Consider the following 24,348-nt stretch of genomic DNA (forward strand, 5'->3'; position numbering starts at 1 on the left):
GGTCGCCATAGCGTTGTGGAACCACCTGATTCCATGCCGAACTCAGCCGTGAAACGCAGCAGCGCCGATGATAGTGTGGGGTTTCCCCATGTGAAAGTAGGTCACGGCCAGGCTTCTTATTTAGAACCCAGCTTCTTTGCTGGGTTTTTTTTTGCCTGCGATTTAGGGTTCATGGACAGGCCATTTCCCGCACGTTCCCTGTGATGATTGAGCGCTCAGTGCAGCTGTTTATACCGCCCCATCTTGCCATCCTGTTTTCAAGCTTACCTTCTCGGATGATGTTTCCGGGAGAAGATACCAATCCTATGGACTGCACAATTTGCACTGCAACTCTGTCGGTATCAAATAGATCTTCGCTTATGAATTATTTCCCGATGGGTTACTTTGCATTGAGGCGATTAATCATTGATTATACTGATGGTTGAAAAGGTATAGCGGCAGGTGAACGAGATAAAAAGCTGTATCATTTCATACGCACTTCAGCTTTCGATAATGTTCTTAGAATCATCTCATTCTAATGCTGCGTTTAATATTACTGCATCGGATATTAAAAACACCGATACGGGTAGCGTGTCATCACAAACGGATCTCACCTTAAAGGCGACAGGTGGGGATATTGATAATGATGGCGCACTGTATGCCAGCCATGCTTTAGCGCTGCTGGTCATGCTATTTTAAATCTCGGGTAGGCACTGGAACCATTGACAGTGATGGGAGTATTACCAGCAACAGTGCGGATTTCACAAATAACACTACCGTTGCGCGCCTAGTTCTAAAATAACCGCAATTTGAATGGGCATCCGTATGTATAGAGCTGGGCTAAATTTTTCAGCCTAGCTCCTTGTTTATCAAACAGGGTTGCTATTGCTCATCTGCTAAAAAATAACCGTAGTTTATGGCAAGATTGCGTTACTTTGCTTGGTTAATTCTCAATTTTCAGATCGCCCGGTTTAATCCAACCTTTATGGCGCATCCATTCACTGATTAAAAGCGCGATAAGTGCAGGGAGAATAAAGTGGGTAAGCAAAATCGGTAGTAACGCTTGTGAGCCCATCACTTCCAATGTGGCAAATTGCCCAACAAAACCGCTTGAACCCATGCCTGCACCAATCCGATTACTCACCATATGAAACCCAAGTGTCCCAATGGGACCGACGATGGCGCTGGCAATGATCGCTGGTAGCCAAATTTTTGGGTTTTTAACAATATTAGGCACCTGTAGCATACTGGTGCCCAGCCCTTGACTAATTAACCCTCCCCAGCCATTTTCACGAAAACTAATGACGGCAAATCCGACCATTTGACAGCAGCAGCCAATGACGCTCGCTCCCGCTGCCAGCCCTGATAAGCCAAGGCTGATAGCAATCGCCGCGCTAGATATTGGTAAGGTGAGAATGATCCCCATAGTCATTGCGATCAAAATACTCATCGGGAATGGATATAAAGTGGTCAGTAGATTGATGAAGGCACCTAGTGTACTCATCAGCTCAGCGACAAACGGCGCTACAAACGACCCGATCAATCCGCCCACAATAATAGTGCCAGCAGGCACCAGAAGAATATTGAGTTGGGTTTTATCTTGGATGAACTTGCTGCACAATGCGCCGCCCCAAGCTGCGAGTAGGGCACCGACAGGCTCCCCAATATGCAGTGTTGGCTGTGCTCCACTGATTGATACACTGCCAGCGCCCAGCGCACCCACAATGAGGCAAGCAATAATGCCAAGCGGGCTGGCTTTGAGTGAATAGGCGACACCGACACCGATGGTTGGCCCCATCATGTATTGAGCGATTTGACCAAATTGTATCAGTGCTATGAGATGGGTATAGACTCCGATCTGTTTGAGGATCAGACCAATAATTAAGCTGGCAAATAACCCTAAGGCCATGCCATTGAGTATATCGATCAAGTATTGTTTGGATTGTGCAAATGATAAACGCATAGATCATTCCGTGATTGCGAATAAGGATGAAGGTTTAGCTATCGTACGAAATCCAGACATAATAACAATAGGGTTTTGGCTAAACAGCGGGAAAAGATAAACAGGATCAATAAACCCAGCCTTCAGATAAGAAGGCTGGAATTGTTCTTTACTTCATTGAATCAGTAAGATGAGGACGAAGTTTCGATAACATCACTTTTAACACGTGGGAATTGGCAACTACGATATTACCGGTTTTGAAAAAGTTATAACCGCCAGCAACATCAGTGACTAATGCGCCAGCTTCGCGAGCAATCAGTTCACCTGCGGCTAAATCCCAAGGTTTTAACCCGAGTTCAAAATAGCCATCGTGACGCCCTGCGGCAACATATACTAGATCAAGTGCAGCAGATCCTGCACGGCGAATATCTCCACATTCGCTAAAAATAGCGTTGAGCATTCCGAAGTAATTTTCAGATAGGTGTTTTTGTTTAAATGGTAATCCGGTTGCAATAATAGCGCTGTCTAGATCGTGTAATTTATTGACGCGTAAACGATAGCCATTTAGTTGAGCACCTTGACCGCGACTGGCAGTGAATAGTTCGTTGCGCAGGGGATCATAGACAACACCATGTTCAGTCTTACCTTTCACTCGAAGGGCAACAGAAACAGCAAAATGAGGGATACCTTTGATAAAATTGGTGGTGCCATCAAGTGGATCGATCACCCATTGATAGTCATTATTTTGACCATCAGTGATCCCACTTTCTTCAGCGATAATGCCATGCTCTGGATATGATTTTTGGATGGTGTCGATAATAGCGCGTTCAGCGGCTTTATCGACATTAGTTACATAATCATTTGCGCCTTTGCTCTGGGTCTCGACTTTATCGAGATTCTCATAAGCTTTAATAATAATATTCCCAGCATTACGCGCAGCGCGAATGCCTATGTTGAGCATAGGATGCATAGTTTATCCACCAAATTTGAAAAAGAACGGTTTAAAAGCAGGGGGATTATAGGTGAAAGCGCACCAATCGGCAAGTCAGGGCTGGGCAATAATGCCGTTGGATCAACCAACGGCATTAAGATTATCGTGCAAACAATAAATGGGGTAATCCCATGGTGATGCCTGGGAAGATAACGAGCAACACGACAAAAGCAAAGAAAGCGATGAGATAGGGAACCGAGGCTTTGACAAAAGCAATAGAGCTACAGTTAAGAATACCACAAACCGTATACATGCAAATTCCCACCGGTGGTGTATTGGCACCAAGCAGTGTTAAGACAACGAAAATTATGCCGAAATGAACAGGGTCAAAGCCAAATTGGCGAATAATTGGCAATAATATTGGCGTTAATAGCAAAATAATCACGCTACCATCAAATAACATGCCCGCAAAGGCAATAAATACCAGCAGTAAAGACAGAATACCGTAACGATTGGTGGTGATATGGGTGATCATATTTGCTAGATGTTGCGGTACTTGATCAAGGATAGTGATGTGCCCTAATATGGCAGCAGCCATAATCAGAATCATCACTACTCCAATATCGCTGACTGTTTCACCCAGCACTTCCCAGATTGCCTGATTAGTGAGTTCTTTGTAGATATAACGGCCAATGATAAAGGCATACAGAATAATAAAGGCACCAGCCTCTGTTGTTGTGAAAAAGCCGAGTCGAATCACAAAAATCAATACGATCGGAAACATCAATGCCCAAAAACTGCGTTTAAAACTCTGTCCTAGTTCATGCCTGGTGGGTAGATGTTTCATCTCAGGCTCGATCTGCATTCGCCGCGCCATAATGGAGTTGGTAAACATCAAAATTGCGGTTAACAGAATGCCTGGGACAATGCCTGCAATGAACAGTTTGCCAATAGAAACGTTGCCGACAAATCCATAAAGTATCAGTAAAATACTGGGTGGAATGGTTGCAGTTATGAGTGAACTAAAGGCAATTACTACTGCTGTGAATGCTCGAGGGTAACCTCGTTCGATCATCGAAACCCCTAACACTCGCGATTGCATCGCAGCATCTGCTGTTGCCGAACCTGATACGCCGCCTAATAGCGTTGCAAGAAGTACATTAATCTGAGCAAGTCCTCCTATCATCCAACCTGAGACCATCTGGGAAAAATCCAATAGTCGGTACGTGACCCCTGTTTTATTCAGCATATTCCCCACGAGTAAAAACAGTGGTGTTGCAAGGATCGGAAATGATTGTGTCGGTGCAGCAAATTTTTGAAAAGCGATACCAATCGGCAAAAAGTGTGCGGTGAAAAAATAAGCTAGACTAGAGATGCCGATAACAAACCCAATTGGCATACCGATGAGCATTAGAATGACAAATAATATAACGGTAATAGTCATAGTTTAATCCAACGATTCTGATGCGCGCTCAATGCGGCATGAATGAATAATATGTTCAATGGTTGTTATAGCCATGAGTACGCAGCCAGTGGGGACCGCAGCGTTGAGAATATAAAGAGGAAGCTGAGTGACTGGCAAAACTTGATTGCCGGTGGTGATGGTAAAACTATAGCCATACCAAATACCGCAGATTAAAAAACCTAGGATGATAAGTTGATTCATCAGATTCAGTCGGCGCTGGGTTCTCTGAGATAAGTGTATGGTTAATATATCGATACCAATATGCCGCTGCTTTTGTAATGCTTGATCAATCGCTAACATACTGACCCATGCAAAAATCACCATCGAAATTTCAAGTGACCAGATCACTGGATGATCTAGCGTTCTTGCGATCCCCCCAATTAGAATGAGCAAGGCCATTGCTGCCAGGCTTATTTTCGCTAATGCCAGTTCTAGTTGTCTTAGTTTGCCAATCATTATCTTCTCCTTTTACCTCAAAGGAACATCGAAAAGAACATGCTTGAGGTTCCCTTGAGATACGATGGACTAATGCAATTTTTTCCCGAGCGCTAGAGTTATGAATGAATAACGCGTTCGACATCTTGAGCGGCTTTAGTCAGCCCCATTTGATTGACAACATTCGCACAAGCTTTCGCAAAGGGTTTAGTATTGACGCTTTCAATCACAACCCCTTTTTGTTGCATTTGAGCTAATCGCTTCAAGCCGATTTTAATGGTGGCTTGAGAGGCTGATTCTCCGGCTTTTTCAGATTGATCAATGAGGATTTGTTGATATTTGTCTGGCAGGCTGGCAAACCACTTGTGTGAAACGACGATGCCTGTTTCTAAATAAAAGTGTCTCGTTTTGGTGATGTATTTGGATATCTCATAGAGTTTAGATCCGTAAATTGCCGTTGGCTGCGCTTCGGCTGCATCAACGACTCCAGTTTGCATTGACGAATAGATTTCTGACCAAGCTAACGGTGTCGGTGAGCCACCCATACAACTGATCGTTTTGATTGTCATCGGTGCTTCAAGCGCTCGCACACGAACACCATGGAGATCAGCTGGAGATTTAATCGGCTTTTTAGTCACCAGCATGCGAGCCCCTTGAAACCAGTTAAAAGAGAGGACATTCAGATTGGCTTTTTTCGGTAACTCGCCGATCCACTGGTGAAACACCGGACTGCCCACAAACTTTTTGATAGAAGCATAAGAAGGAAACAAAAATGGTGCAGTGAGCACCCCTAACTGTGGGACAAATTGGGCAAGACGCGCGCCATCAACGATAATGCCAACATTACTGCCTGCTTGGGCGTATTGCAGAATGTCATTATCTGCACCCAGTTGGCCACTAGGGAACAATTTGATCTCAACGTGGTGGTCAGTCGCTTGCTCCACTCCTTTTTTAAATGCTTCAAAGCCTTGGTAACTCGGATCATTTGGCGTCAGAGAGGTACTTAGATTTAAAGAGTACTCAGCGGCTAGCACATTAGAGGCTAATGCGAATGATACACCTGTCGCGATGAGTGATGTTTTGAGCAGGGTTTTGACTGCGTTGAACGTCTTTGTAGGTAACATAGATTGAGTCCTATTATAGAATTTTTTGTATCGATGGACGATGGGCATAATTAACAATTCAATGCCATGTATGACTACCATACAAGTGATGATGCATCATGAATACAAGCAAACAATTTTTTTATGATTCAGTTCACGCTGTTTATTCATTAACCAATTCGTTGGCTGTTGTCTCCATTATTTTGGCCAGTCAAGGTCCGTCACCGGTTTATGGTGTTGAAATTGACTCTTGTTTAAGGCATCTCGACGACTAACAGTGGGGATGTTTTTATGCTTAAAAACCTGAGTTATTTTGTAATTTGCAGTTCAATGTTAGCCATGATCAATCAGTTAAGTGTGTGAGTAAGCTGTGATATCATGTGACGGTTTTTTTAAAGGAGATGACGATGCTAAATAATGTACGTGTGGTTTTGGTTGGAACCAGTCACAGCGGCAATATTGGTTCGGCGGCACGTGCGATGAAAACAATGGGAATTTCTCAGCTGGTGCTGGTTACTCCTGATGCTGAAATTGACGGTAAATCGGTTGCTTTAGCCGCAGGTGCCAGTGATGTATTGGCGAATGTGATCATTGTAGATACGCTAGAAGAAGCGATTGCTCCCTGTGAATTAGTGATCGGTACCAGTGCACGCAGCCGCACGCTTGAGTGGCCACTAATGAGTGCTCGCCAAGCCGGTGAGCGTGTTGTTAAAGAAGGGGGGCAAGGACAGGTCGCGATGGTATTTGGCCGTGAGCGTACCGGACTGACCAACGATGAGCTCAAGCACTGTCATTATCATGTGAATGTAGCAACCAACCCCGACTATAGTTCATTGAATCTTGCTATGGCAGTGCAGATCCTTTGTTATGAAGTTCGCATGGCTTATCTGGATAGCCCAGAACCTGAAATGCGCGCGTATCCGGAGAATCAAGATATGGAGAACTTTTATAGCCATTTTGAAAGAGTGCTTCATCAAATTGGTTTTATTGTCCCTAAGCATCCTGGTAAGGTGATGGACAAATTACGACGCATGTTTAATCGGATTCGAATGGAGCAAAACGAGCTCAATACCATGCGCGGTATTTTGTCGGCGATTGAACGAACCGCCCGAGGCGAAACAATTCAGGAAAACGACAAAGTGTCTAAACTTGACTAAAATAGTCGGGTAAATACTTGACCAAAATACTCGGGTATGTAATTATTTATCTCAGGTTTAGGCTAGAGAGATATATTTATGCGCTTGACATCAAAAAGTCGTTATGCGGTGACCGCCATGTTAGATGTGGCGCTCCATGCGGGCAATGGGCCAGTGCCTCTGGCGGATATTTCAGAACGTCAGGGAATTTCCCTATCTTATCTTGAGCAACTATTTTCGCGCTTGCGCAAACATGGGTTAGTTTCCAGTGTTCGAGGCCCCGGTGGAGGGTATCGGCTTGGTTTGAACGCCAATGAAATTGCAGTGAGTATGGTCATCCATGCGGTTGATGAATCGCTCGATGCAACTCGCTGTAAAGGCAAAGGGGATTGCCAAGATGGTGACCGTTGTTTGACCCACTCGTTATGGGAAAACTTAAGTAATCGTATTGCTCATTTTTTAGATGGAATTACGCTTGGCGAGTTGATGAATGAACGCTTCGCTGAGCAGTCGAGCCACACACATAGTCAGCCGCGTGTCAGTGGAATGAGCAAATCACATGGCTCATTAAATATCGACGTAAGATTATAAATCTGTCACGGAATAGCCGATGACAGGAAAAGTGCTTTGGAGAACATAATGAAATTGCCGATTTATTTTGACTATTCGGCAACCACACCGGTTGATCCGCGGGTTGCTGAAAAAATGATGGGATATCTGACTGCTGATGGTGTATTCGGCAACCCTGCCTCCCGTTCGCACCGCTTTGGTTGGCAAGCTGAAGAAGCTGTGGACATTGCGCGTAATCAAATCGCTGATTTGATTGGGGCCGATCCACGGGAAATTGTATTTACTTCAGGGGCGACTGAATCAGATAATTTAGCGATTAAAGGCGCTGCCCATTTTTATGGTAAAAAAGGCAAACATGTCATTACTTGTAAAACTGAGCATAAAGCCGTACTTGATACCTGTCGTCAGCTTGAGCGTGAAGGTTATGAAGTCACCTATTTAGACCCTCGGGCTGATGGATTAATTGATTTAGGCGTACTTGCCGATGCCATGCGTGAGGATACTGTACTGGTTTCTCTGATGCATGTGAACAATGAAATTGGCGTGATTCAAGATATCGAAACCATTGGCAATATGTGTCGTGAACGTAAGATCATTTTTCACGTTGATGCAGCGCAAAGCGCTGGGAAACTGCCGATTAATTTGAGTCAATTGAATGTCGATTTGATGTCTCTATCAGCTCATAAAATGTACGGCCCTAAAGGGATTGGTGCATTGTATGTGCAGCGCAAACCACGAGTACGTTTAGAAGCACAAATGCATGGTGGTGGCCATGAACGCGGAATGCGCAGCGGAACATTACCAACTCATCAAATTGTCGGAATGGGTGAAGCCTGTCGACTAGCCAAAGAAGAGCTGGAAAGTGAAGCGAGCCATATTTTAGCGCTACGTAATCGTTTTTGGGCTGGGATTCAAGACATTGAAGAAGTTTATGTCAATGGCGATCTAGAACGGCGGGTACCAGGCAACTTTAACGTCAGTTTTAATTATGTTGAAGGTGAATCGTTGATGATGGCGTTGAAAGATTTGGCTGTTTCATCTGGATCAGCGTGTACTTCAGCAAGCCTAGAACCCTCATATGTACTTCGTGCACTAGGGCGTAATGATGAATTAGCTCATAGCTCGATTCGTTTCTCATTTGGTCGTTTTACCACTGAAGAAGAGATTGATTATGCGATTAAAGTCATCCACCAGTCGATTGGTCGCTTGCGAGAAATGTCACCGCTTTGGGATATGTTCAAAGCTGGAGTAAACCTTAGCGAAGTCGAATGGTCAGAACATTAATTACGCGGTAAAATTTGGAGAAATAGAATGGCTTACAGCGAAAAAGTAATCGATCATTATGAAAACCCGCGTAATGTGGGAGCTTTCGAAGGCGATGATGCGTCTATTGGGACCGGCATGGTTGGTGCGCCAGCTTGTGGGGATGTGATGCGTCTGCAGCTTAAAGTAGGTAAAAATGGTTTAATCGAAGATGCCCGTTTTAAAACTTATGGATGTGGGAGTGCTATTGCGTCCAGTTCGTTGGTCACCGAATGGGTCAAAGGCAAGACTCTCGATGAAGCATCTAAGATTAAAAATACTGTCATTGCTGAAGAGTTGGCGTTGCCACCAGTTAAAATTCACTGTTCAATTTTAGCTGAAGATGCGATCAAAGCCGCAATTGCCGATTACAAAAAGAAAAACGCGCAGTAATTGTTAAGGAGTTGTTATGGGCATAACAGTAACACCAGCCGCTGCGGACCATATTGGACATTTTTTACAAAACCGAGGCAAAGGCGTTGGCATTCGACTTGGTGTGAAAACATCAGGTTGTTCGGGTATGGCATATGTGCTTGAATTTGTTGATGATTTAACCGAGGAAGATATCGTTTTTCCGAGCCACGGTGTCAAAGTGATCGTTGACGAAAAAAGTTTAGTCTATCTCGATGGTACTGAACTGGATTTTGTCAAAGAGGGATTGAATGAAGGTTTTGAATTTAACAATCCCAACATTAAAGGTGAATGCGGTTGTGGTGAAAGCTTCAGCGTTTAATCACTTTTCACAATCCGGGATATTATCATGAGTTATTTTGAACTTTTCTCGCTTGCGCCCGGTTTTGCCATTGATAAAAACGCGCTTTCAGCGCGTTTTCGTCAACTGCAAAGTCAATATCATCCAGATAATTTTGCCAGCGAAGACGACCGTCAAAAGGCACAGGCATTACACAAAGCATCAGAAGTGAATGATGCCTATCAAACACTATTGCATCCTGAACGTCGCGCTCAGTATTTGTTAAAACTGGCGGGGATAGATATTGCCGATGAGCAACAAACCATGCATGACATGGATTTTTTGACGACGCAGATGACCCTGCGTGAAGAACTCGAAGCGATTTCATCACAGGATGATCCTGAAGCCGCAATTGACGCATTTTCTGCAACGCTCAAGTCAGCACAACAGCAACTTGAAGAGATTTTCGTGGCGAACTATCAGCATTCGCAATTTGATGTTGCAGCTGATAGTGTGCGAAAAATGAAGTTTTATATCCGCTTGCGTCAGCAATTACGGCAATTAGAAGACAACCTTCTCGATTTATAGGGCACTATGGCGTTACTTCAAATTGCGGAGCCCGGTCAGGCGGCCGCACCTCATCAACATAAACTCGCTGTCGGTATCGACTTGGGAACAACCAATTCGCTTGTTGCATCGGTTCAAAGTGGTAAAGTTGATACACTTGCCGATGAGCAAGATCGGCATATTTTACCCTCTGTGGTCCGTTATCAGCATGATCAAATTGATGTTGGTTATGCTGCACGTGAGCATGCAGTCGATGATGCGGCTAACACAATTGTTTCAGTGAAGCGTATGTTGGGTAAAAGTATTCAAGAATTTGACCCTAACTACTATCCGTATCAGTTTGACCTTACTCGTGATCTACCGACAATTCGCACGGAATATGGTTTCGTCAATTCGGTACAAGTGTCATCACAGATCTTAAAAACGCTAGCTGATCGAGCGACACAACGCTTAGGTGGTGAGCTCGATGGCGTGGTGATTACCGTTCCTGCCTATTTTGATGATGCACAGCGTCAAGGTACCAAAGATGCAGCACAGCTCGCTGGTCTACATGTTTTACGACTATTAAATGAACCGACCGCAGCAGCAATTGCGTACGGTTTAGATAGCCAAGAAGAAGGCATTATTGCGGTCTATGATTTAGGCGGCGGAACCTTTGATATTTCTATTTTACGACTGAGTCGCGGTGTGTTCGAAGTGTTAGCCACTGGCGGTGACTCTTCATTAGGTGGTGATGATTTTGACGGCGTCATTGTCGATTGGGTCACAGAGCAAGCTGGGATTGCCGACTTAACTCAGATAGGGCTGCGCCGAGAACTGCAGCGTATCGCCACGCAAGCTAAAATAGCACTCTCTAGTGCGGATGAAACTGAGATTGATCTGCGCTATGGTGATTGGCACTGGCAAGGTGTGCTCACCCGAGCCCAGTTTGAAGCACTGATTGCTCCATGGGTTAAACGTACGATGAGTGCGTGTCGGCGCGCAATTCGCGATGCTGATATTGAAGTGGACGATATCGCCAATGTGGTGATGGTGGGGGGTTCAACGCGCGTCCCTCTCGTGCGCCAGCGTGTCAGTGAATTCTTTGGGTTACAGCCATTAACGAGTATTGATCCTGATCGCGTTGTTGCGCTTGGCGCTGCACTACAAGCTGATATCCTAGTCGGCAACAAAAAAGATAGTGAGCTGCTGTTGCTCGATGTGATCCCTTTATCACTTGGGATTGAAACCATGGGTGGTTTGGTGGAAAAAATTATTCCTCGCAACACCACCATTCCGATTGCACGAGCGCAAGAGTTTACGACCTTTAAAGATGGGCAGACTGCTATGGCCATTCATGTGATGCAAGGTGAGCGAGAGCTGGTGGATGCTTGCCGCTCGCTGGGCCGCTTTGTACTCACTGATATGCCACCGATGGCTGCAGGTGCAGCCCATATTCGGGTTACTTTCCAAGTAGATGCCGATGGCTTGTTATCGGTGAGTGCAATGGAAAAAACCACTGGGGTGAATGCCTCTATTCAGGTAAAACCATCCTACGGACTAGGGGATGCTGACATCGCAGATATGCTCAAAGATTCGATCTCGCATGCGCAAGCCGATGTGCAAGCGCGTATGCTAAAAGAGCAGCAGGTTGATGCCGCCCGTATTCTAGAAAATATGCGCTCGGCTTTAAATGCTGATAGACATTTGCTCAGTGAGCAGTCGCGCCAGCAGATAGAGCAAGCGATGCAACAGCTTGCGAGTACTGCAGCAGGCAGTGATGCTCAGTTGATTGAAACGGCAATTAAACAATTAGATAAAGTGTCGGCTGATTTTGCTGCCAAGCGAATGGATCATTCGATTCGTGAAGCCCTTAAAGGGCAAAATATTGATAGGATATAAGCATGCCTAAAGTTATTTTTCTTCCTCATGAAGAGCTCTGTCCAGATGGGGCTGTGGTTGAAGCAAAAGCAGGGGAAACAGTCTTAGATGTTGCATTGCGTGACGGCATTGGTATTGAGCATGCGTGTGAAAAATCGTGTGCGTGTACTACCTGTCACGTGCTGATCCGTGAGGGATTTGACTCGTTAGAACCCGGTGATGATCTCGAGGATGATATGCTCGATAAAGCCTGGGGGCTTGAGCCTGAATCACGGCTTGGGTGTCAGGCCGTGATCCGTGATGACGATCTAGTCGTTGAGATCCCTCGTTATACTGTCAATCAAGTATCTGAAAATCATTAAGCGTCAGCTAAGGAGAGAATAATGCAACTTACATGGACGGATGTTCAAGATATTGCGATCGAGTTGTATGAAAAATTTCCGCAGCAAGATCCACTTAAAGTACGATTTACCGACCTACATCGCTGGATCTGCGAGCTCGATGAATTTGATGATGACCCGCAGGGCAGTAACGAAGCGATCCTTGAAGCAATCCAGCAAGCTTGGATTGACGAGACACAATAATAACCTGGGCCAATACCCATGAACGCAACATGGCAGCTAATCAAAATAAGTGTTCTAACAGATATGCTCAGTTGCATTGCGTGTTTGTTCGTGACGGATTGGCGAAGGTTGAGTTAACATTATGTATAAAGCCACAGTTTACTGTGGCTTTGTTGTATCTATCGATTAAGGAATAACTATGTCACAAATGTATGTGTCACTTTCTCATCAAGCTGCTGCCTCTAAATGGGGTGAAGGCGCGACGCTGTCGTTCACCAGCGATGGCGCAATTATCCATTTGCTGAGTGAACATTTAGGTGATCAACTTAGAACTGTGCAAAAAATGGCCCGTAAGCTAAGTAATCAGGGGATTAGCGCTATTCAATTAGCCGGTGGTTCTTGGGATCTAGAGTTCTGCTGGTCATTTCAGCAAGGCTATTTCACCGCCAAACAAACTGGCCAAGTGGACTTTCCAGTGCTTGATGATAGTGCTCAAAAAGAGTTTGATGCTCGGCTGAAAACGGTTAATTGGGCACGTCAGATCATCAATCAAGGGCCTGCGCAACTTTACCCACAACGCTTGTGTCAGCAAGCGGCTGAACTATTGCAATCACTGGCCCCAGAACATGTGACTTACCAAGTGATTGAGGGAGATGCACTATTAGAACATCAGTATGTTGGGATCTATGAAGTAGGGCGCGGTAGTGATAAGGCCCCCGCGATGTTACAACTCGATTATAACCCAACGAGTAATGCTGATGAACCAGTTGCTGCAGCACTAGTAGGTAAAGGGATCACCTTTGACTCTGGCGGATATAGCCTCAAACCAAGTAGTGGTATGGATACGATGAAAAGTGATATGGGGGGCGCCGCTACATTAACTGCCGCATTAGGGTTAGCGATTAGCCGAGGCTTAAACAAACGAGTTAAACTGTTTTTGTGTTGTGCTGAAAACTTAGTATCAGGCAATGCTTTTAAACTGGGTGATGTGATTACTTACCGTAATGGTAAAACAGTTGAAATTTTAAATACCGATGCCGAAGGGCGACTGGTCTTAGCGGACGGATTATTGTGCGCTAGTGATACCCAAGCGCCTCTAATTATTGATGCTGCAACGCTGACGGGCGCCGCCAAAGTTGCGTTAGGTCGTGATTTTAACGCTGTTCTTGGTTTTGACCAAGAATTGGTTCATCAAGCTCTCAGTGCAGCCACTGCTGAGCATGAATTAGCATGGTCGCTCCCGCTAGAGCACTGGCATAAAGATCGTCTCAGTTCTGCATTTGCAGATATGGCCAATGTGCATGCAGGGGAAGGAAACCCAGGAGCCAGTACTGCAGCAGCATTTTTATCGAATTTTGTGCGGACTCCAGAACAAGGTTGGTTGCATTTCGATCTCTCTGGTTCTTATCAAAAATCAGCGTCAGATTTATGGTCTACTGGCGGGAAAGGCCATGGCGTACGTACAATTAGCCGTTTGTTAACAGAGCTGGCATAATTATCTAACAAGAGGGTGGATGACCACCCTATTCATGTTGGTTTTGAAAGGACATTTTATGGCATTAGAACGTACATTTTCGATGTTAAAACCGGATGCGGTCAAAGCAGCTCACATTGGTGATATTTATCAACAGATTGAGGCAACAGGTTTAAAAATTGTTGCGGTTAAGATGTTGCAGCTATCGCGCGAACAAGCTGAAGGCTTCTATGCGGAACATCATGGTAAATCATTTTATGAACCGCTGATCGCATTTATGACCGAAGGACCCATTATGGTTCAGGTGCTTGAAGGTGAACATGCCATTGAAACTTATCGCAACCTCATGGGTGCGACTGACCCAAGCCAAGCTGCGCCAAATACGCTGCGTGCTAATTATGGGTCAGGAATGCCAGCTAATGCAACGCATGGCTCGGATTCACCTGAGTCAGCATCACGAGAGATCGCCTTTTTCTTTAGTGATGATGAGATCTGTGGATAAGCTGCTAGTATTCTGTTTTGCTAACCCCCCGCATGATGTGCGGCGGGGTTTGTTTATAAGGCCTGCAGATAGAGCGCTCTAATTTGCTCGGCAGTTGCGCTTCGCGGCGCGCTCCCCCCACATGGATCGCCCAGAGCAGGTGCAATCCAGCGTTCAATATCTGTTTCCTTGATAGCTAGTGCGCCCAGTCCACTAGGAATACCCACTTGCTCAGATAGATGTCGAATCGCTGCTATAGCTGCCTTTGATGCTTGTTGTTCGTCCATTTTTTGGGTATCAACGCCCATTGCCTGCGCAATATCAGCAAATCGCTGAGTGCGAACCTCACGGTTAAACTCACATAAAATCGGAAGCAAAATTGCGTTACAGACGCCATGGGGGAGGTTATGTGTTGCCCCTGGTTGATGAGCCAGTGAATGAACTAGGCCTAATCCTGCGCTATTAAAAGCCATACCGGCTAAAAACTGACCATTGGTCATCTGTTCGCGAGCAGCTAAGTCTTGGCCATTTTGCACTGCTTTAGGCAGTGCTTTGGTAATTATCTTAATCGCTGCAAGTGCGCTGTGATCGGTTAGTGGATGCGCGGCAGTTGACACATAAGCTTCAATAGCGTGGGTGAGCGCATCCATGCCCGTTGCTGCGGTAACATCTGCTGGCAATCCCAGTAGTAATGTTGGGTCATTAACCGCAATATCTGGAATGATCGCGCTGTCTATAATCACCATCTTCACGTGTCGGCGCGTATCGGTTATCACCGCATTACTGGTGACTTCAGCCGCGGTGCCTGAAGTAGTACTGATACAAACTAAAAGTGGCCCAATCTTTTGCACATGACCAATGCCTTCGAGATCATGAACCTGTTTATCAGGATTTGCGATCAGTGCGCGCACCACTTTCGCTGTATCCATTGCGCTGCCACCCCCAAAACCGATGATGCAATCACAATAGTGCTGTTGATAACATGCTAATGCGTGAGCAACCACATGATCGGTTGGGTTGGCAATTACTCCGTCGAAGATCACCGGATCAAATCCTTGCATTTGTAGTTGGCTGATAAGCGTGTCGTGCAGCCCTAGCTGCATAAGCGCTTTTTCGGTCACAATTAAGGGGTTACGGGCGGGCTGTAAGCGTAATTGCTCGACTAATGCGCAGAGTGCATCGGTTCCACTTAAGCTTATTTGAGGTAAACATAATGCAAAAGCCATATAAAGTATCCTTATATGATGAAATTATTTTAATTCATCATAGATAGAGGTATATATATGGCCTTAGTAAATAAGACATTAAATTGTAAATGTGGCGAAATATTAAAGATGTTTAAATTTATTTCGATATTGCACGGGAGTTAGGTTAAATAACTGATGAAATTTATTTGAAAAATAATTACCATCATTGAATCCCGATTGGTAAGCAATATCTGTAATGCTTTTTTTGGTATTTGTTAATAACTTTGATGCCTGGCAAAGGCGGATTCTATTTAAATAGTGGTTAGGTGTTAATCCTACAGTTTCTTGCATTTTTCGATTAAGTGTTCTTAACGATAACTGATATTTCGAACACAACTCATCCCAGTCTATCTTGGTTTCATATTTTTCATTAATTTCATTTAATAACATAATCATAGCGTGGTTGGATTTTTCATTCGCATAACTTGATTCATGCTGAACTCGCCAAAATAAAATGGCCAATTGTGAGAGCAAATTCTCAATCATCAATTCGCTGTGGTTATCTACATACTGATTTTCTTGATGAATTTGTTGAAGGATCTGTTCTGAATAATGAAGCACATCTTCTGGAATGAGAAGCTGCTTGACAGGGGAACGACATGATTCACAAAGAATATTTAGAAATATGTGATGCTTCAAGCGCTCAGGATTGAAAATAACATTTACAAGGCAAAGCCGCTCCATGTGAGTAAAATTGTGATGAAACTCTGGATTGTTAATGAAAAATACACTGCCCCGACCGATCGGGGTCGCTTCACCATCTTTGATATGAATAGCGCATCCTGATTTGACCAATACCAACTCATAAAAGTCATGGCTATGTTCAGGGAAAGGCAACTGCGGTTCCCGAGGTAATATATTGATCATTTGATTAGCAGTAAAAAAGTCATCACAACTAAGATGTTGGCTAAACATATTATATTATCTCTCAGTTAAGATAACGAATGATAATTGCTTTCCCTCATAATTAAGTCAATTCAAATAACATATTTTTGTGATGTCACTCACTTAGGTGAAAAAGTAAATAGAATAAATGCTATTAATAAGTGATCTAATTCACACATCAATGTAAATAAGCTAACTTCTTCGATTTTTTGCCATTCATAAACATCTGCTGACCAATTTTCCAAGGTTTCAAATTCATAGACTCGATAGTTTTAATAGCACAATAAGTGTTTAGGGAATCAATTATGTATCAAGTGGTAGCTGTTGATCTAGGTGCGACAAGTGCACGCGTGATGCTGGCTCAATTTGACCCATTAAACCAAAGCCTAAAGCTGCAGCAGATTCATCGATTTGCCAACCATTTGGTTAAGCGACATGGACAACTATGTTGGGATATTGAGCATCTTGAAAACGAGATTTTTACAACCCTAAAAGCTCTGGTGGTAAAAGGGAAACAAATTGATGCCATTGGTGTTGATTCTTGGGGCGTTGATTTTATCTGTCTCGATAAGTTAGGGCATCGATTAGGGGAAGCGGTGTCTTATCGTGATGCTCGTACTCATCAGAGCAGCCGAGAGTTTTGTGAGCAGCTTGGGTTTGAAAAGCTCTATCAGCAAACTGGCATTCAGTTTCAGCCGTTTAACACATTGTTTCAGCTCAAAGCCTTAAGCCAAGAGTCAACAGAGTGGTTTGATCAAATCGATAAGGTCTTGATGCTGCCCGATTACTTCCACTATCGTTTAACTGGGCAATACCATTGGGACTACACCAATGCCAGTACGACTGGCATGTTGAATTGCCATAGCGGTCAATGGCTTGATGAACTGGTGCGCGCTGCGGGTGCAAACCCTAACTGGTTCGCAACCACCGAGCTTCCTGGCACTGTGATCGGCCGCTGGGATGTGGATGACGAACACTCGATTGCGGTGATCTCACCCCCGACGCATGATACGGCCGCTGCAATTGCCGCCGCGCCACTGATGAATGACTCAACCGCTTATATTAGTTCAGGAACATGGTCGCTGATAGGCATCGAAAGTCCTGAACCGTTGACCTCGTCGATAGCACAACTTGCTAATTTGACTAATGAAGGGGGAGCGAATCGGCAGTTTCGAGTGCTCAAAAATGTGATGGGTATGTGGCTAATTGAAGGCATCTTAGTTCATTGGCCTGCGCTTGATATTTGCCAGTTGTGTCAGCAGTCCAGCGAGGAAAAGGGCTTTGTCAGCTTGATTGATCCTAATGATCCCTGTTTTATCAACCCTCACTCAATGGTCGAAGCCATTGAGGACTACTGTGTGAGTCATGGACAACCAGTGCCCCAGAGCGCTAGCGCTCTGGCTCGGTGTGTCTTTGACAGCCTAGCGCTGAGCTACCGTGATAGCTTGCAACAACTCGAGCAGGCCAGTGGTCGGCGTTTCAATGCGATTCGAATTGTCGGTGGCGGCTCGCAAAATCATCTATTGAATCAGCTTTGTGCTGACGTTTGTCAGCTTCCTGTGACCAGCGGGCCTGTAGAGGCGTCCGCGCTTGGCAATATTGGTTATCAATTGATTGGTCTTGGCGCGATTAAAGATGCTCAGACGTTGCGCCATATCATTGCCAATAGCTTTGCAGAAAAATCATTTTTCCCTCGTCTAACCCCAAAACTGAACTCGGCGATCACGCGTTTTCATCAGCTATCGCAAGTTTCCCCCAACAATTTGCAATCTCAAATGAAGGAATATGTATGAATACTCAGATTGAAAGTGCCTTTGCGCTGGCTAAACAGCGCTATGGCGAGCTCGGTGTCGATGTCAGTGAAGCGATTGTTGCGATGCAGCAGATCCCCGTCTCGATGCATTGTTGGCAAGGCGATGATGTGGTTGGCTTTGAACAAGGCGCAGGCGCGCTAAGTGGTGGGATTCAAGCGACTGGAAACTATCCAGGCAAAGCGGTCAATGCCGCGCAGCTGCGCCAAGACTTAGAAGTTGCGATGCATTTAATTCCGGGCGCTAAGCGATTGAACTTGCATGCTATTTATCTTGAAACTGAGCAAGCTATCGCACGCGATAAGATCCAACCAGAACACTTTCAAGGTTGGGTGAAATGGGCTCAGCAGCAACAGATTGGGCTTGATTTTAACCCAACGTGTTTCTCTCATCCCAATAGTGGGGATGGTTTTACCCTTGCGCATCAAGATGACCATATCCGTCAGTTTTGGATTGACCATTGTAAAGCTTGCCGACACATTTCAGCCTATTTTGGGCAAGCGCTAGGCCGTGCATCGGTGATGAATATCTGGGTGCCTGATGGGATGAAAGATCTTCCCGTTGACCGTTTGGCGCCTCGCCGCCGATTGATGGAATCACTCGATGAAGTCATCTCCGAAAAATTAGATGAGCGTTATCACATGGATGCGGTAGAAAGCAAACTCTTTGGGGTTGGACTTGAGTCGTATACCGCCGGTTCCAATGAATTTTATCTGGGTTATGCCGCCAGCCGCGACATTATGTTGTGTCTTGATGCGGGTCACTTCCATCCTACAGAAGTGATTAGCGACAAAATATCATCTGCTTCGTTGTATGTGCGCCAACTATTACTGCATGTCAGTCGACCCGTGCGTTGGGATAGCGACCATGTGGTGCTGCTTGATGAGGAGACCCAAGCGATCGCTCATGAAATTGTCCGTAATCAGCTTTTAGATCGCGTCCATATCGGGCTGGATTTTTTTGATGCATCCATTAACCGAGTGGCAGCTTGGGTGATTGGAACGCGCAATATGAAAAAAGCGCTCTTAAAAGCCTTACTTGAGCCAACAGAGCAGTTGCGGCAAATGGAACAGAGCCAGGATTACACCAGCCGATTAGCGTTGATGGAAGAGGGAAAAAGTTTGCCGTGGCAAGCTGTGTGGGATTATGCCTGCGCGCTTGAAGATGTTCCAGTGGGCAGCCATTGGCTTGCTAATGTCAAACAATATGAACAGCAAGTCTTAGCGCTGCGAGGTTAATCATGACTATTCAATTAAGTATGAATGAAGCGCCCTTTGTTAAGGCGATGTGTAAGGCAACTCATGATGCTTGGCTAAAAGGATGGGATGAGCGAAACGGCGGCAATATCAGCTTATTGCTGGATGATGAAGTGGTTGCTCCCTATATCGATTTACTGACAGGTCAGCGAGAGTTGCAACTCCCCGAATCAATGCCTGAATTGGCCAATCGCTACTTTTTGGTGACCGGGTCAGGAAAGTTCTTTCGTAATGTACTCATTGAGCCAGAGGCGAATTTAGGTTTACTGCAGATTGCTGCCGATGGCTGTCGTTATCGCATCTTATGGGGGCTGACTGATGAGGCGGTTCCAACCTCTGAAATGTCGGCACACTTTCTCTCGCATGTCGCCCGTCTAAAAGCAAGCCAAGGGCGTAACCGCGTGATCATGCACTGCCATGCGACCAATTTAATTGCTTTGAGTTATGTGTTGGAGCCGAGCTCAGCGGTCATGACCCGCACCCTCTGGGAAGGGTCAACCGAGTGTTTGGTGGTCTTCCCGGAAGGTGTCGCTTTGTTGCCGTGGCTGGTACCGGGAACCGATGAAATTGGGCAAGCAACCGCCGAAATGATGTTAAACCATCAATTAGTCTTATGGCCCTTCCATGGCGTGTTTGGTAGTGGATCAACCCTTGATGAGGCATTTGGGCTGATTGATACGGCGGAAAAATCAGCGCAAGTCATGGTGAAAGTTCGCTCAATGGGAGGCGCTCATCAACGTATCACGCGAGATCAGCTTTTGGCATTGGCGGATCGCTTTGGCGTAACTGCGAATCCAGAAGCGCTCTACCAATAATTATAACAATAATGTGGGCACCGCCCATTCACCTCTATCACTACAAAAAGGCTGACTATTATGATAGGAACAATTATCTCAGGCATTGGCTGGCATACTGTCGGTGCTGCATCGGCTGCTTCTTTTTATGCGCCAATTAGTAAGGTAAAACAATGGTCATGGGAAACGACCTGGGCCATTGCAGGTTTATTCTCGTGGATCCTTCTACCATGGGTTGTTACTTGGTTTTTAGTTCCTGATTTTGCAAGTTTTTATGGTGGAATTACCGTCAAGGCGTATCTTGCAATGTTCTTTTTTGGAGCGATGTGGGGGATCGGCAATGTGAACTACGGGTTGACCATGCGCTACTTAGGCATGTCGCTGGGGATCGGCGTTGCTATCGGCGTTACCTTAGTGGTAGGCACATTGTTACCGGTGATTGTGAATGGCACTTTTGGCCATCTGGTGACGACTCAAAGCGGTCAAATTACGATGCTGGGTATTATGATTGCGTTGGTCGGTATAGCGGTAGTGACCTATGCGGGCCATCAAAAAGATAAAGTTCTTGGACAGACTGCTTCAGAATTTAATCTCAAAAAAGGTCTGATTCTGGCGGTTTTTTGCGGAATTTTTTCGGCGGGGTTTGCTTTTGGCCTCAACGCAGCTGAACCGGTTAAAGAGGCATCGCTACAGATCGGTATTAACCCACTTTATGCGATGTTGCCTAGCTATGGCATTATTATGGGTGGCGGCGCATTGATTAACTTCTCCTATTGCCTTATTCGATTAGCCGTTAAGTCGGATTTATCGATTCGCCATGACTTTTCATTTCCTGTTAAAAGCCTATGCATTAATGGATTGTTGGCCGCAACAGGCGGTGTCATGTGGTATCTGCAGTTCTTTTTCTATGCATGGGGTGAAGCGAGTATCCCGCAGAGTTTATCGTTTGTGAATTGGATGCTCCACATGAGTATCTATGTTTTATGTGGTGGGTTAGTCGGGTTAGCGCTAGCTGAATGGCGTGGCGTTGGGTCTCGACCGGTCCGTATTTTGTGTCTAGGTATGATGATTATCGTCATTGCGGCTAATGTTGTTGGTTTGGGAATGGCGACGGCTTAAATGGAGATCGAATAATGATTCGTAAAGCGAGTGTGATGTCTGTGAATGTTGATTGTCATGATGAGTATCGTCGTCGCCATGACGAAATTTGGCCCGAAATGGCGCAACAACTAAAAGCCCACGGGGCACATCATTATAGTATTTACTTGAATGAAGCCACAAGCGAGCTTTTCGCCTATGTTGAAATTGAAGATGAACAGCGCTGGCTGGCAATGGCTGATACTGAGGTCTGTCAGCGCTGGTGGGCGATGATGTGTGACATTATGGCGAGTGATCCTGAAGATCACAGTCCGATTGCACATGAGTTGCAGCCGATTTTTTATTTGGACTGATAAGCAGTTTCAATAGGTTGAGTGAGTCATCATGAGCCGGTGGATGCCGGCTTTTTTTATTTTTTCATCCCTAAGAGCATATCCACTGCGCGACCTATTGAGATGTGTAGCCACGTGATTTGTGCCTCTATCAATGCTGCTGGTAGCTTACTTAGGTACGTTGGATCCAACAGGGATAGTGGTTGAGCTTAAAATCTCATGATCACCTATTCAATGCTGTTCGGTGAGGTATTTGTCATAATAGATTTGAATCCGAGCTTTCATTTAATGTCTTATCGCATGCGTTGCCATAGAGAATCTTGTTTAAACATTTACTCATAATAATCTTAAATGTTGTTTTTAAGTCGGATCATAAATCCAACCAATCGCGAGTTCGTACTTTTAGACAGGATAGAATGATTGAAAAGTCCTCAAGAGTGAGTGGTTCAAGCCGGTTGTGAAATGGCTCGACCCCTTGCTTTTCTGTATCAATCCAAATGATTTGTCCATACTATCTTCATCATGTCTATTTTGAACCTGTTGTCAGGTCGGGCGTGGCAAGGTTGCATATCAGGTCGTCTGGTTTCTATTTGCCAATGTTGACTTATCTGAACCTAGATGACCGCGAAGATATGTAAATTGAGGGCGATGCCAGAGTGCCTATGAATAGGATAAACTGTCTGCATTGACGTCACGAATTGGTTACTGGTTGACGGTCAATATGACATGCTACAAAGCGCTAAAATCTACGCTGGGCAGGTGCTCAAATCCCGGTTTAGCGAACAGATAGCCTTGCATAAGTTCAATGCCTGCATCTTGTAACCAGCGAAACTCTTCATTGCTTTCAACCCCTTCGGCAAGGGCTGTGATGTTGAGATCGTCAAACATCGCTAAGCAGTGGGTCACGATGATTTGGCGGGTGGGATGAATATGGATATCGCGAATTAGGTCCATATCTATTTTAACGATATCGGGTTGAAACTCGGCTAATAAATTTAGCCCAGAGTTTCCAGAGCCAAAATCATCGGTGGCCGTTTTAAAGCCAAGTGACTGATAATATTTAGTGATATTCTTAATATGATCGGTGTTGTTAAATTTTTCTACCTCGGTAAATTCAAACATAATCTGCTCGATGGGGAAATCACATTGACGGGCTGTCGCCAGTGTCGTGTGAATGCAGCGTTCAGGTTGATAAATCGCATTTGGTAAAAAATTAATACTCAACATTGTCTTGAGCCCTAGTTGAGCGGCCAGCCTAATGGCTTTCACTCGACATTGTTGATCAAAGGCATAACGATTATGTGCAGCAACGTTCGTCAAAATTGAATGAGCCGATTCATTGTGTAAACCACGAACAAGGGCTTCATAGCCAAAAATACGCCGAGTCTTGCAATTAATAATGGGTTGAAAAGCCATGGTAAAGTCGAATGATAGCTGATCTGCATCACAGCAGTGTTGGCACTGCAACTTAGAAGTAGTTCCCACTATATTCTCCATATACTTAGCTCGTCGCTCTTATCTACGTGCAAGACTAGTCGCTCTGGAGCACGAACGCAACGATCTCGAAATAAACTGCTTAAGACGTTAAGACTCAATGAGTATGGTTAGATTGGGCCATTGCTTTAACCATTGTTTGTGTTTGATCCGCTGTTCAAAAATTGCTTTTGCACGCTTGGGGTTGTGGGTCACCGTTAGCGCAAACAAGGCATCAAAGCCAAAAGCACTGGCACACTCAAATTGCCCACTAGCAACTTGACGGATGGCAACTGCTGTTTCTTGTTCAGGCCAATAGCGCATTGCATCGAGTGAGCTGAGGTAGGGCTGATCGCCATTACGCTGATGCATCAATGCTTGGTTGCGAACTTGCCAATTAAGTTGTGGCATGGCTTCGCGCAGTTTCGCCTCGTAATAAAGATAACGGGTTGGCTGTGTTTCATGGCGATTAAAGTAGATCAGATCAACATCGTTTAACGGTGTCGGGGAGGCCTTATGGTGAAGGTGATCCCACACCATATTACGTACAAAGCCAGCAGCTAAATAATGATCGGGCAATTGCAACTGGTTAGCACATGCCAGTGCTTCAAGACGGAGTGGGTCATTTTGAACTAATTCGATAACTCGGTGCATAGGCAGAGATTTTGATAAGTGAGAGATGATTTCAGATTTGATACTAACGGACTCGTTCTTTTATGCCAAATAGTATTTGTTAATCGATCTGAGTGGTATTTTTTACACGAAAAGGTTTCTATTAAATAAAACAGCAATATAAAATGAATATTTCCATAGTTATCTGTAAGATACAAAAATATAGAATATCATTCTCATAGTTTTTATAAATTGAATTGTAAATTTAGGATGGCTGCTTTATTGGAACGATAATCAGTGATTTTTCATTCCGCTATTTCTTTACTCACGTACCTGCCTAA

26 protein-coding genes and 1 rRNA gene are annotated in these 24,348 nt (G+C 44.9%); 18 read left to right on the plus strand and 9 right to left on the minus strand.

What is annotated here, in order from left to right; translation table 11 throughout:
• Both rrf and ABUE30_RS07955 read left to right on the plus strand, forming a co-directional pair.
• A 5S ribosomal RNA gene (rrf, locus tag ABUE30_RS07950) occupies window positions 1–113 on the plus strand; the annotation flags it as partial.
• Window positions 114–492: 379 nt separating this feature from the next.
• Window positions 493–678 (plus strand): hypothetical protein, encoded by a 186-nt coding sequence (locus ABUE30_RS07955; protein WP_408623209.1) that lies wholly within the window; start codon window positions 493–495, stop codon window positions 676–678.
• A gap of 244 nt (window positions 679–922) precedes the next feature.
• On the opposite strand, the gene ABUE30_RS07960 is transcribed toward ABUE30_RS07955, so the two are convergent.
• The 5 genes from ABUE30_RS07960 to ABUE30_RS07980 all read right to left on the minus strand — a co-directional run bounded on the left by ABUE30_RS07960 (window position 923) and on the right by ABUE30_RS07980 (window position 5,876).
• Window positions 923–1,942, minus strand: a complete 1,020-nt coding sequence (locus tag ABUE30_RS07960) for a PTS transporter subunit IIC (RefSeq protein ID WP_408623210.1) — start codon at window positions 1,940–1,942, stop codon at window positions 923–925.
• A gap of 148 nt (window positions 1,943–2,090) precedes the next feature.
• On the minus strand, window positions 2,091–2,891 hold the full coding sequence (gene suhB, locus ABUE30_RS07965) for an inositol-1-monophosphatase (RefSeq protein WP_408623211.1): 801 nt from the start codon (window positions 2,889–2,891) through the stop codon (window positions 2,091–2,093).
• Between the two features lie 121 nt (window positions 2,892–3,012).
• Window positions 3,013–4,296, minus strand: a complete 1,284-nt coding sequence (locus tag ABUE30_RS07970; protein ID WP_408623212.1) for a TRAP transporter large permease — start codon at window positions 4,294–4,296, stop codon at window positions 3,013–3,015.
• Between the two features lie 3 nt (window positions 4,297–4,299).
• Window positions 4,300–4,773 (minus strand): TRAP transporter small permease, encoded by a 474-nt coding sequence (locus tag ABUE30_RS07975; RefSeq protein WP_408623213.1) that lies wholly within the window; start codon window positions 4,771–4,773, stop codon window positions 4,300–4,302.
• A gap of 98 nt (window positions 4,774–4,871) precedes the next feature.
• Window positions 4,872–5,876, minus strand: a complete 1,005-nt coding sequence (locus tag ABUE30_RS07980) for a C4-dicarboxylate TRAP transporter substrate-binding protein (protein WP_408623214.1) — start codon at window positions 5,874–5,876, stop codon at window positions 4,872–4,874.
• Between the two features lie 386 nt (window positions 5,877–6,262).
• On the opposite strand from ABUE30_RS07980, the gene trmJ reads away from it, so the two are divergent.
• The 11 genes from trmJ (at window position 6,263) to ndk (ending at window position 14,520) form a co-directional block, all read left to right on the plus strand.
• On the plus strand, window positions 6,263–7,012 hold the full coding sequence (gene trmJ, locus ABUE30_RS07985; RefSeq protein ID WP_408623215.1) for a tRNA (cytosine(32)/uridine(32)-2'-O)-methyltransferase TrmJ: 750 nt from the start codon (window positions 6,263–6,265) through the stop codon (window positions 7,010–7,012).
• 78 nt (window positions 7,013–7,090) lie between these two features.
• Window positions 7,091–7,582: a Fe-S cluster assembly transcriptional regulator IscR gene (gene iscR / locus ABUE30_RS07990; RefSeq protein WP_408623216.1), complete on the plus strand. Its 492-nt coding sequence runs from the start codon at window positions 7,091–7,093 to the stop codon at window positions 7,580–7,582.
• Window positions 7,583–7,630: 48 nt separating this feature from the next.
• Window positions 7,631–8,845 (plus strand): IscS subfamily cysteine desulfurase, encoded by a 1,215-nt coding sequence (locus ABUE30_RS07995; RefSeq protein WP_408623217.1) that lies wholly within the window; start codon window positions 7,631–7,633, stop codon window positions 8,843–8,845.
• A 27-nt stretch (window positions 8,846–8,872) separates the two neighbouring features.
• Window positions 8,873–9,256 carry a Fe-S cluster assembly scaffold IscU gene (gene iscU / locus ABUE30_RS08000; protein ID WP_408623218.1) on the plus strand — a complete coding sequence of 128 codons (384 nt, stop codon included), beginning with the start codon at window positions 8,873–8,875 and terminating at the stop codon, window positions 9,254–9,256.
• 16 nt (window positions 9,257–9,272) lie between these two features.
• Window positions 9,273–9,596: an iron-sulfur cluster assembly protein IscA gene (iscA, locus tag ABUE30_RS08005; protein WP_408623219.1), complete on the plus strand. Its 324-nt coding sequence runs from the start codon at window positions 9,273–9,275 to the stop codon at window positions 9,594–9,596.
• Window positions 9,597–9,623: 27 nt separating this feature from the next.
• The gene (gene hscB, locus ABUE30_RS08010; protein WP_408623220.1) at window positions 9,624–10,142 is read left to right on the plus strand and encodes a co-chaperone HscB; all 519 of its coding nucleotides are present in this window, start codon (window positions 9,624–9,626) and stop codon (window positions 10,140–10,142) included.
• 6 nt (window positions 10,143–10,148) lie between these two features.
• A complete protein-coding gene (gene hscA, locus ABUE30_RS08015) occupies window positions 10,149–12,002 on the plus strand; it encodes a Fe-S protein assembly chaperone HscA (protein ID WP_408623221.1) in 1,854 nt (617 codons plus the stop codon).
• A 2-nt stretch (window positions 12,003–12,004) separates the two neighbouring features.
• Window positions 12,005–12,343, plus strand: coding sequence for an ISC system 2Fe-2S type ferredoxin (gene fdx / locus ABUE30_RS08020; RefSeq protein ID WP_408623222.1), 339 nt, complete (start codon window positions 12,005–12,007; stop codon window positions 12,341–12,343).
• A 21-nt stretch (window positions 12,344–12,364) separates the two neighbouring features.
• Window positions 12,365–12,565, plus strand: coding sequence for a Fe-S cluster assembly protein IscX (gene iscX / locus ABUE30_RS08025; protein WP_408623223.1), 201 nt, complete (start codon window positions 12,365–12,367; stop codon window positions 12,563–12,565).
• Between the two features lie 178 nt (window positions 12,566–12,743).
• A complete protein-coding gene (pepB, locus tag ABUE30_RS08030) occupies window positions 12,744–14,039 on the plus strand; it encodes an aminopeptidase PepB (RefSeq protein WP_408623224.1) in 1,296 nt (431 codons plus the stop codon).
• Window positions 14,040–14,097: 58 nt separating this feature from the next.
• Window positions 14,098–14,520 (plus strand): nucleoside-diphosphate kinase, encoded by a 423-nt coding sequence (gene ndk, locus ABUE30_RS08035; protein ID WP_408623225.1) that lies wholly within the window; start codon window positions 14,098–14,100, stop codon window positions 14,518–14,520.
• Between the two features lie 53 nt (window positions 14,521–14,573).
• Here the strand turns inward: ndk and ABUE30_RS08040 are convergent, their stop codons facing one another.
• Window positions 14,574–15,725: an iron-containing alcohol dehydrogenase gene (locus ABUE30_RS08040; RefSeq protein ID WP_408623226.1), complete on the minus strand. Its 1,152-nt coding sequence runs from the start codon at window positions 15,723–15,725 to the stop codon at window positions 14,574–14,576.
• Window positions 15,726–15,827: 102 nt separating this feature from the next.
• The gene (locus ABUE30_RS08045) at window positions 15,828–16,661 is read right to left on the minus strand and encodes a helix-turn-helix domain-containing protein (RefSeq protein WP_408623227.1); all 834 of its coding nucleotides are present in this window, start codon (window positions 16,659–16,661) and stop codon (window positions 15,828–15,830) included.
• 275 nt (window positions 16,662–16,936) lie between these two features.
• Here ABUE30_RS08045 and rhaB point away from each other — a divergent pair, with 275 nt between their 5' ends.
• Genes rhaB through rhaM form a run of 5 tightly spaced genes read left to right on the plus strand, consistent with a single transcriptional unit; the run spans window position 16,937 to window position 21,943 of the window.
• Window positions 16,937–18,424 (plus strand): rhamnulokinase, encoded by a 1,488-nt coding sequence (gene rhaB / locus ABUE30_RS08050; RefSeq protein ID WP_408623228.1) that lies wholly within the window; start codon window positions 16,937–16,939, stop codon window positions 18,422–18,424.
• Window positions 18,421–19,680, plus strand: a complete 1,260-nt coding sequence (locus ABUE30_RS08055) for an L-rhamnose isomerase (RefSeq protein ID WP_408623229.1) — start codon at window positions 18,421–18,423, stop codon at window positions 19,678–19,680. The genes rhaB and ABUE30_RS08055 overlap by 4 nt, the downstream gene beginning before the upstream one ends.
• 2 nt (window positions 19,681–19,682) lie before the next feature.
• Complete coding sequence (rhaD, locus tag ABUE30_RS08060; RefSeq protein ID WP_408623230.1) at window positions 19,683–20,513, plus strand: rhamnulose-1-phosphate aldolase; 831 nt, start codon at window positions 19,683–19,685, stop codon at window positions 20,511–20,513.
• Between the two features lie 60 nt (window positions 20,514–20,573).
• Complete coding sequence (rhaT, locus tag ABUE30_RS08065) at window positions 20,574–21,611, plus strand: L-rhamnose/proton symporter RhaT (protein ID WP_408623231.1); 1,038 nt, start codon at window positions 20,574–20,576, stop codon at window positions 21,609–21,611.
• Between the two features lie 14 nt (window positions 21,612–21,625).
• Window positions 21,626–21,943, plus strand: a complete 318-nt coding sequence (rhaM, locus tag ABUE30_RS08070) for an L-rhamnose mutarotase (RefSeq protein WP_408623232.1) — start codon at window positions 21,626–21,628, stop codon at window positions 21,941–21,943.
• A gap of 708 nt (window positions 21,944–22,651) precedes the next feature.
• Here rhaM and ABUE30_RS08075 read toward each other — a convergent pair.
• Together ABUE30_RS08075 and ABUE30_RS08080 are read right to left on the minus strand one after the other, a co-directional pair.
• The gene (locus tag ABUE30_RS08075) at window positions 22,652–23,419 is read right to left on the minus strand and encodes an EAL domain-containing protein (RefSeq protein ID WP_408623233.1); all 768 of its coding nucleotides are present in this window, start codon (window positions 23,417–23,419) and stop codon (window positions 22,652–22,654) included.
• Between the two features lie 87 nt (window positions 23,420–23,506).
• The gene (locus tag ABUE30_RS08080) at window positions 23,507–24,049 is read right to left on the minus strand and encodes a nucleotidyltransferase family protein (protein ID WP_408623234.1); all 543 of its coding nucleotides are present in this window, start codon (window positions 24,047–24,049) and stop codon (window positions 23,507–23,509) included.
• Window positions 24,050–24,348 lie beyond the last annotated feature (299 nt).

The sequence above is a fragment of the Celerinatantimonas yamalensis genome, assembly GCF_046054155.1.
Lineage (GTDB): Bacteria > Pseudomonadota > Gammaproteobacteria > Enterobacterales > Celerinatantimonadaceae > Celerinatantimonas > Celerinatantimonas yamalensis.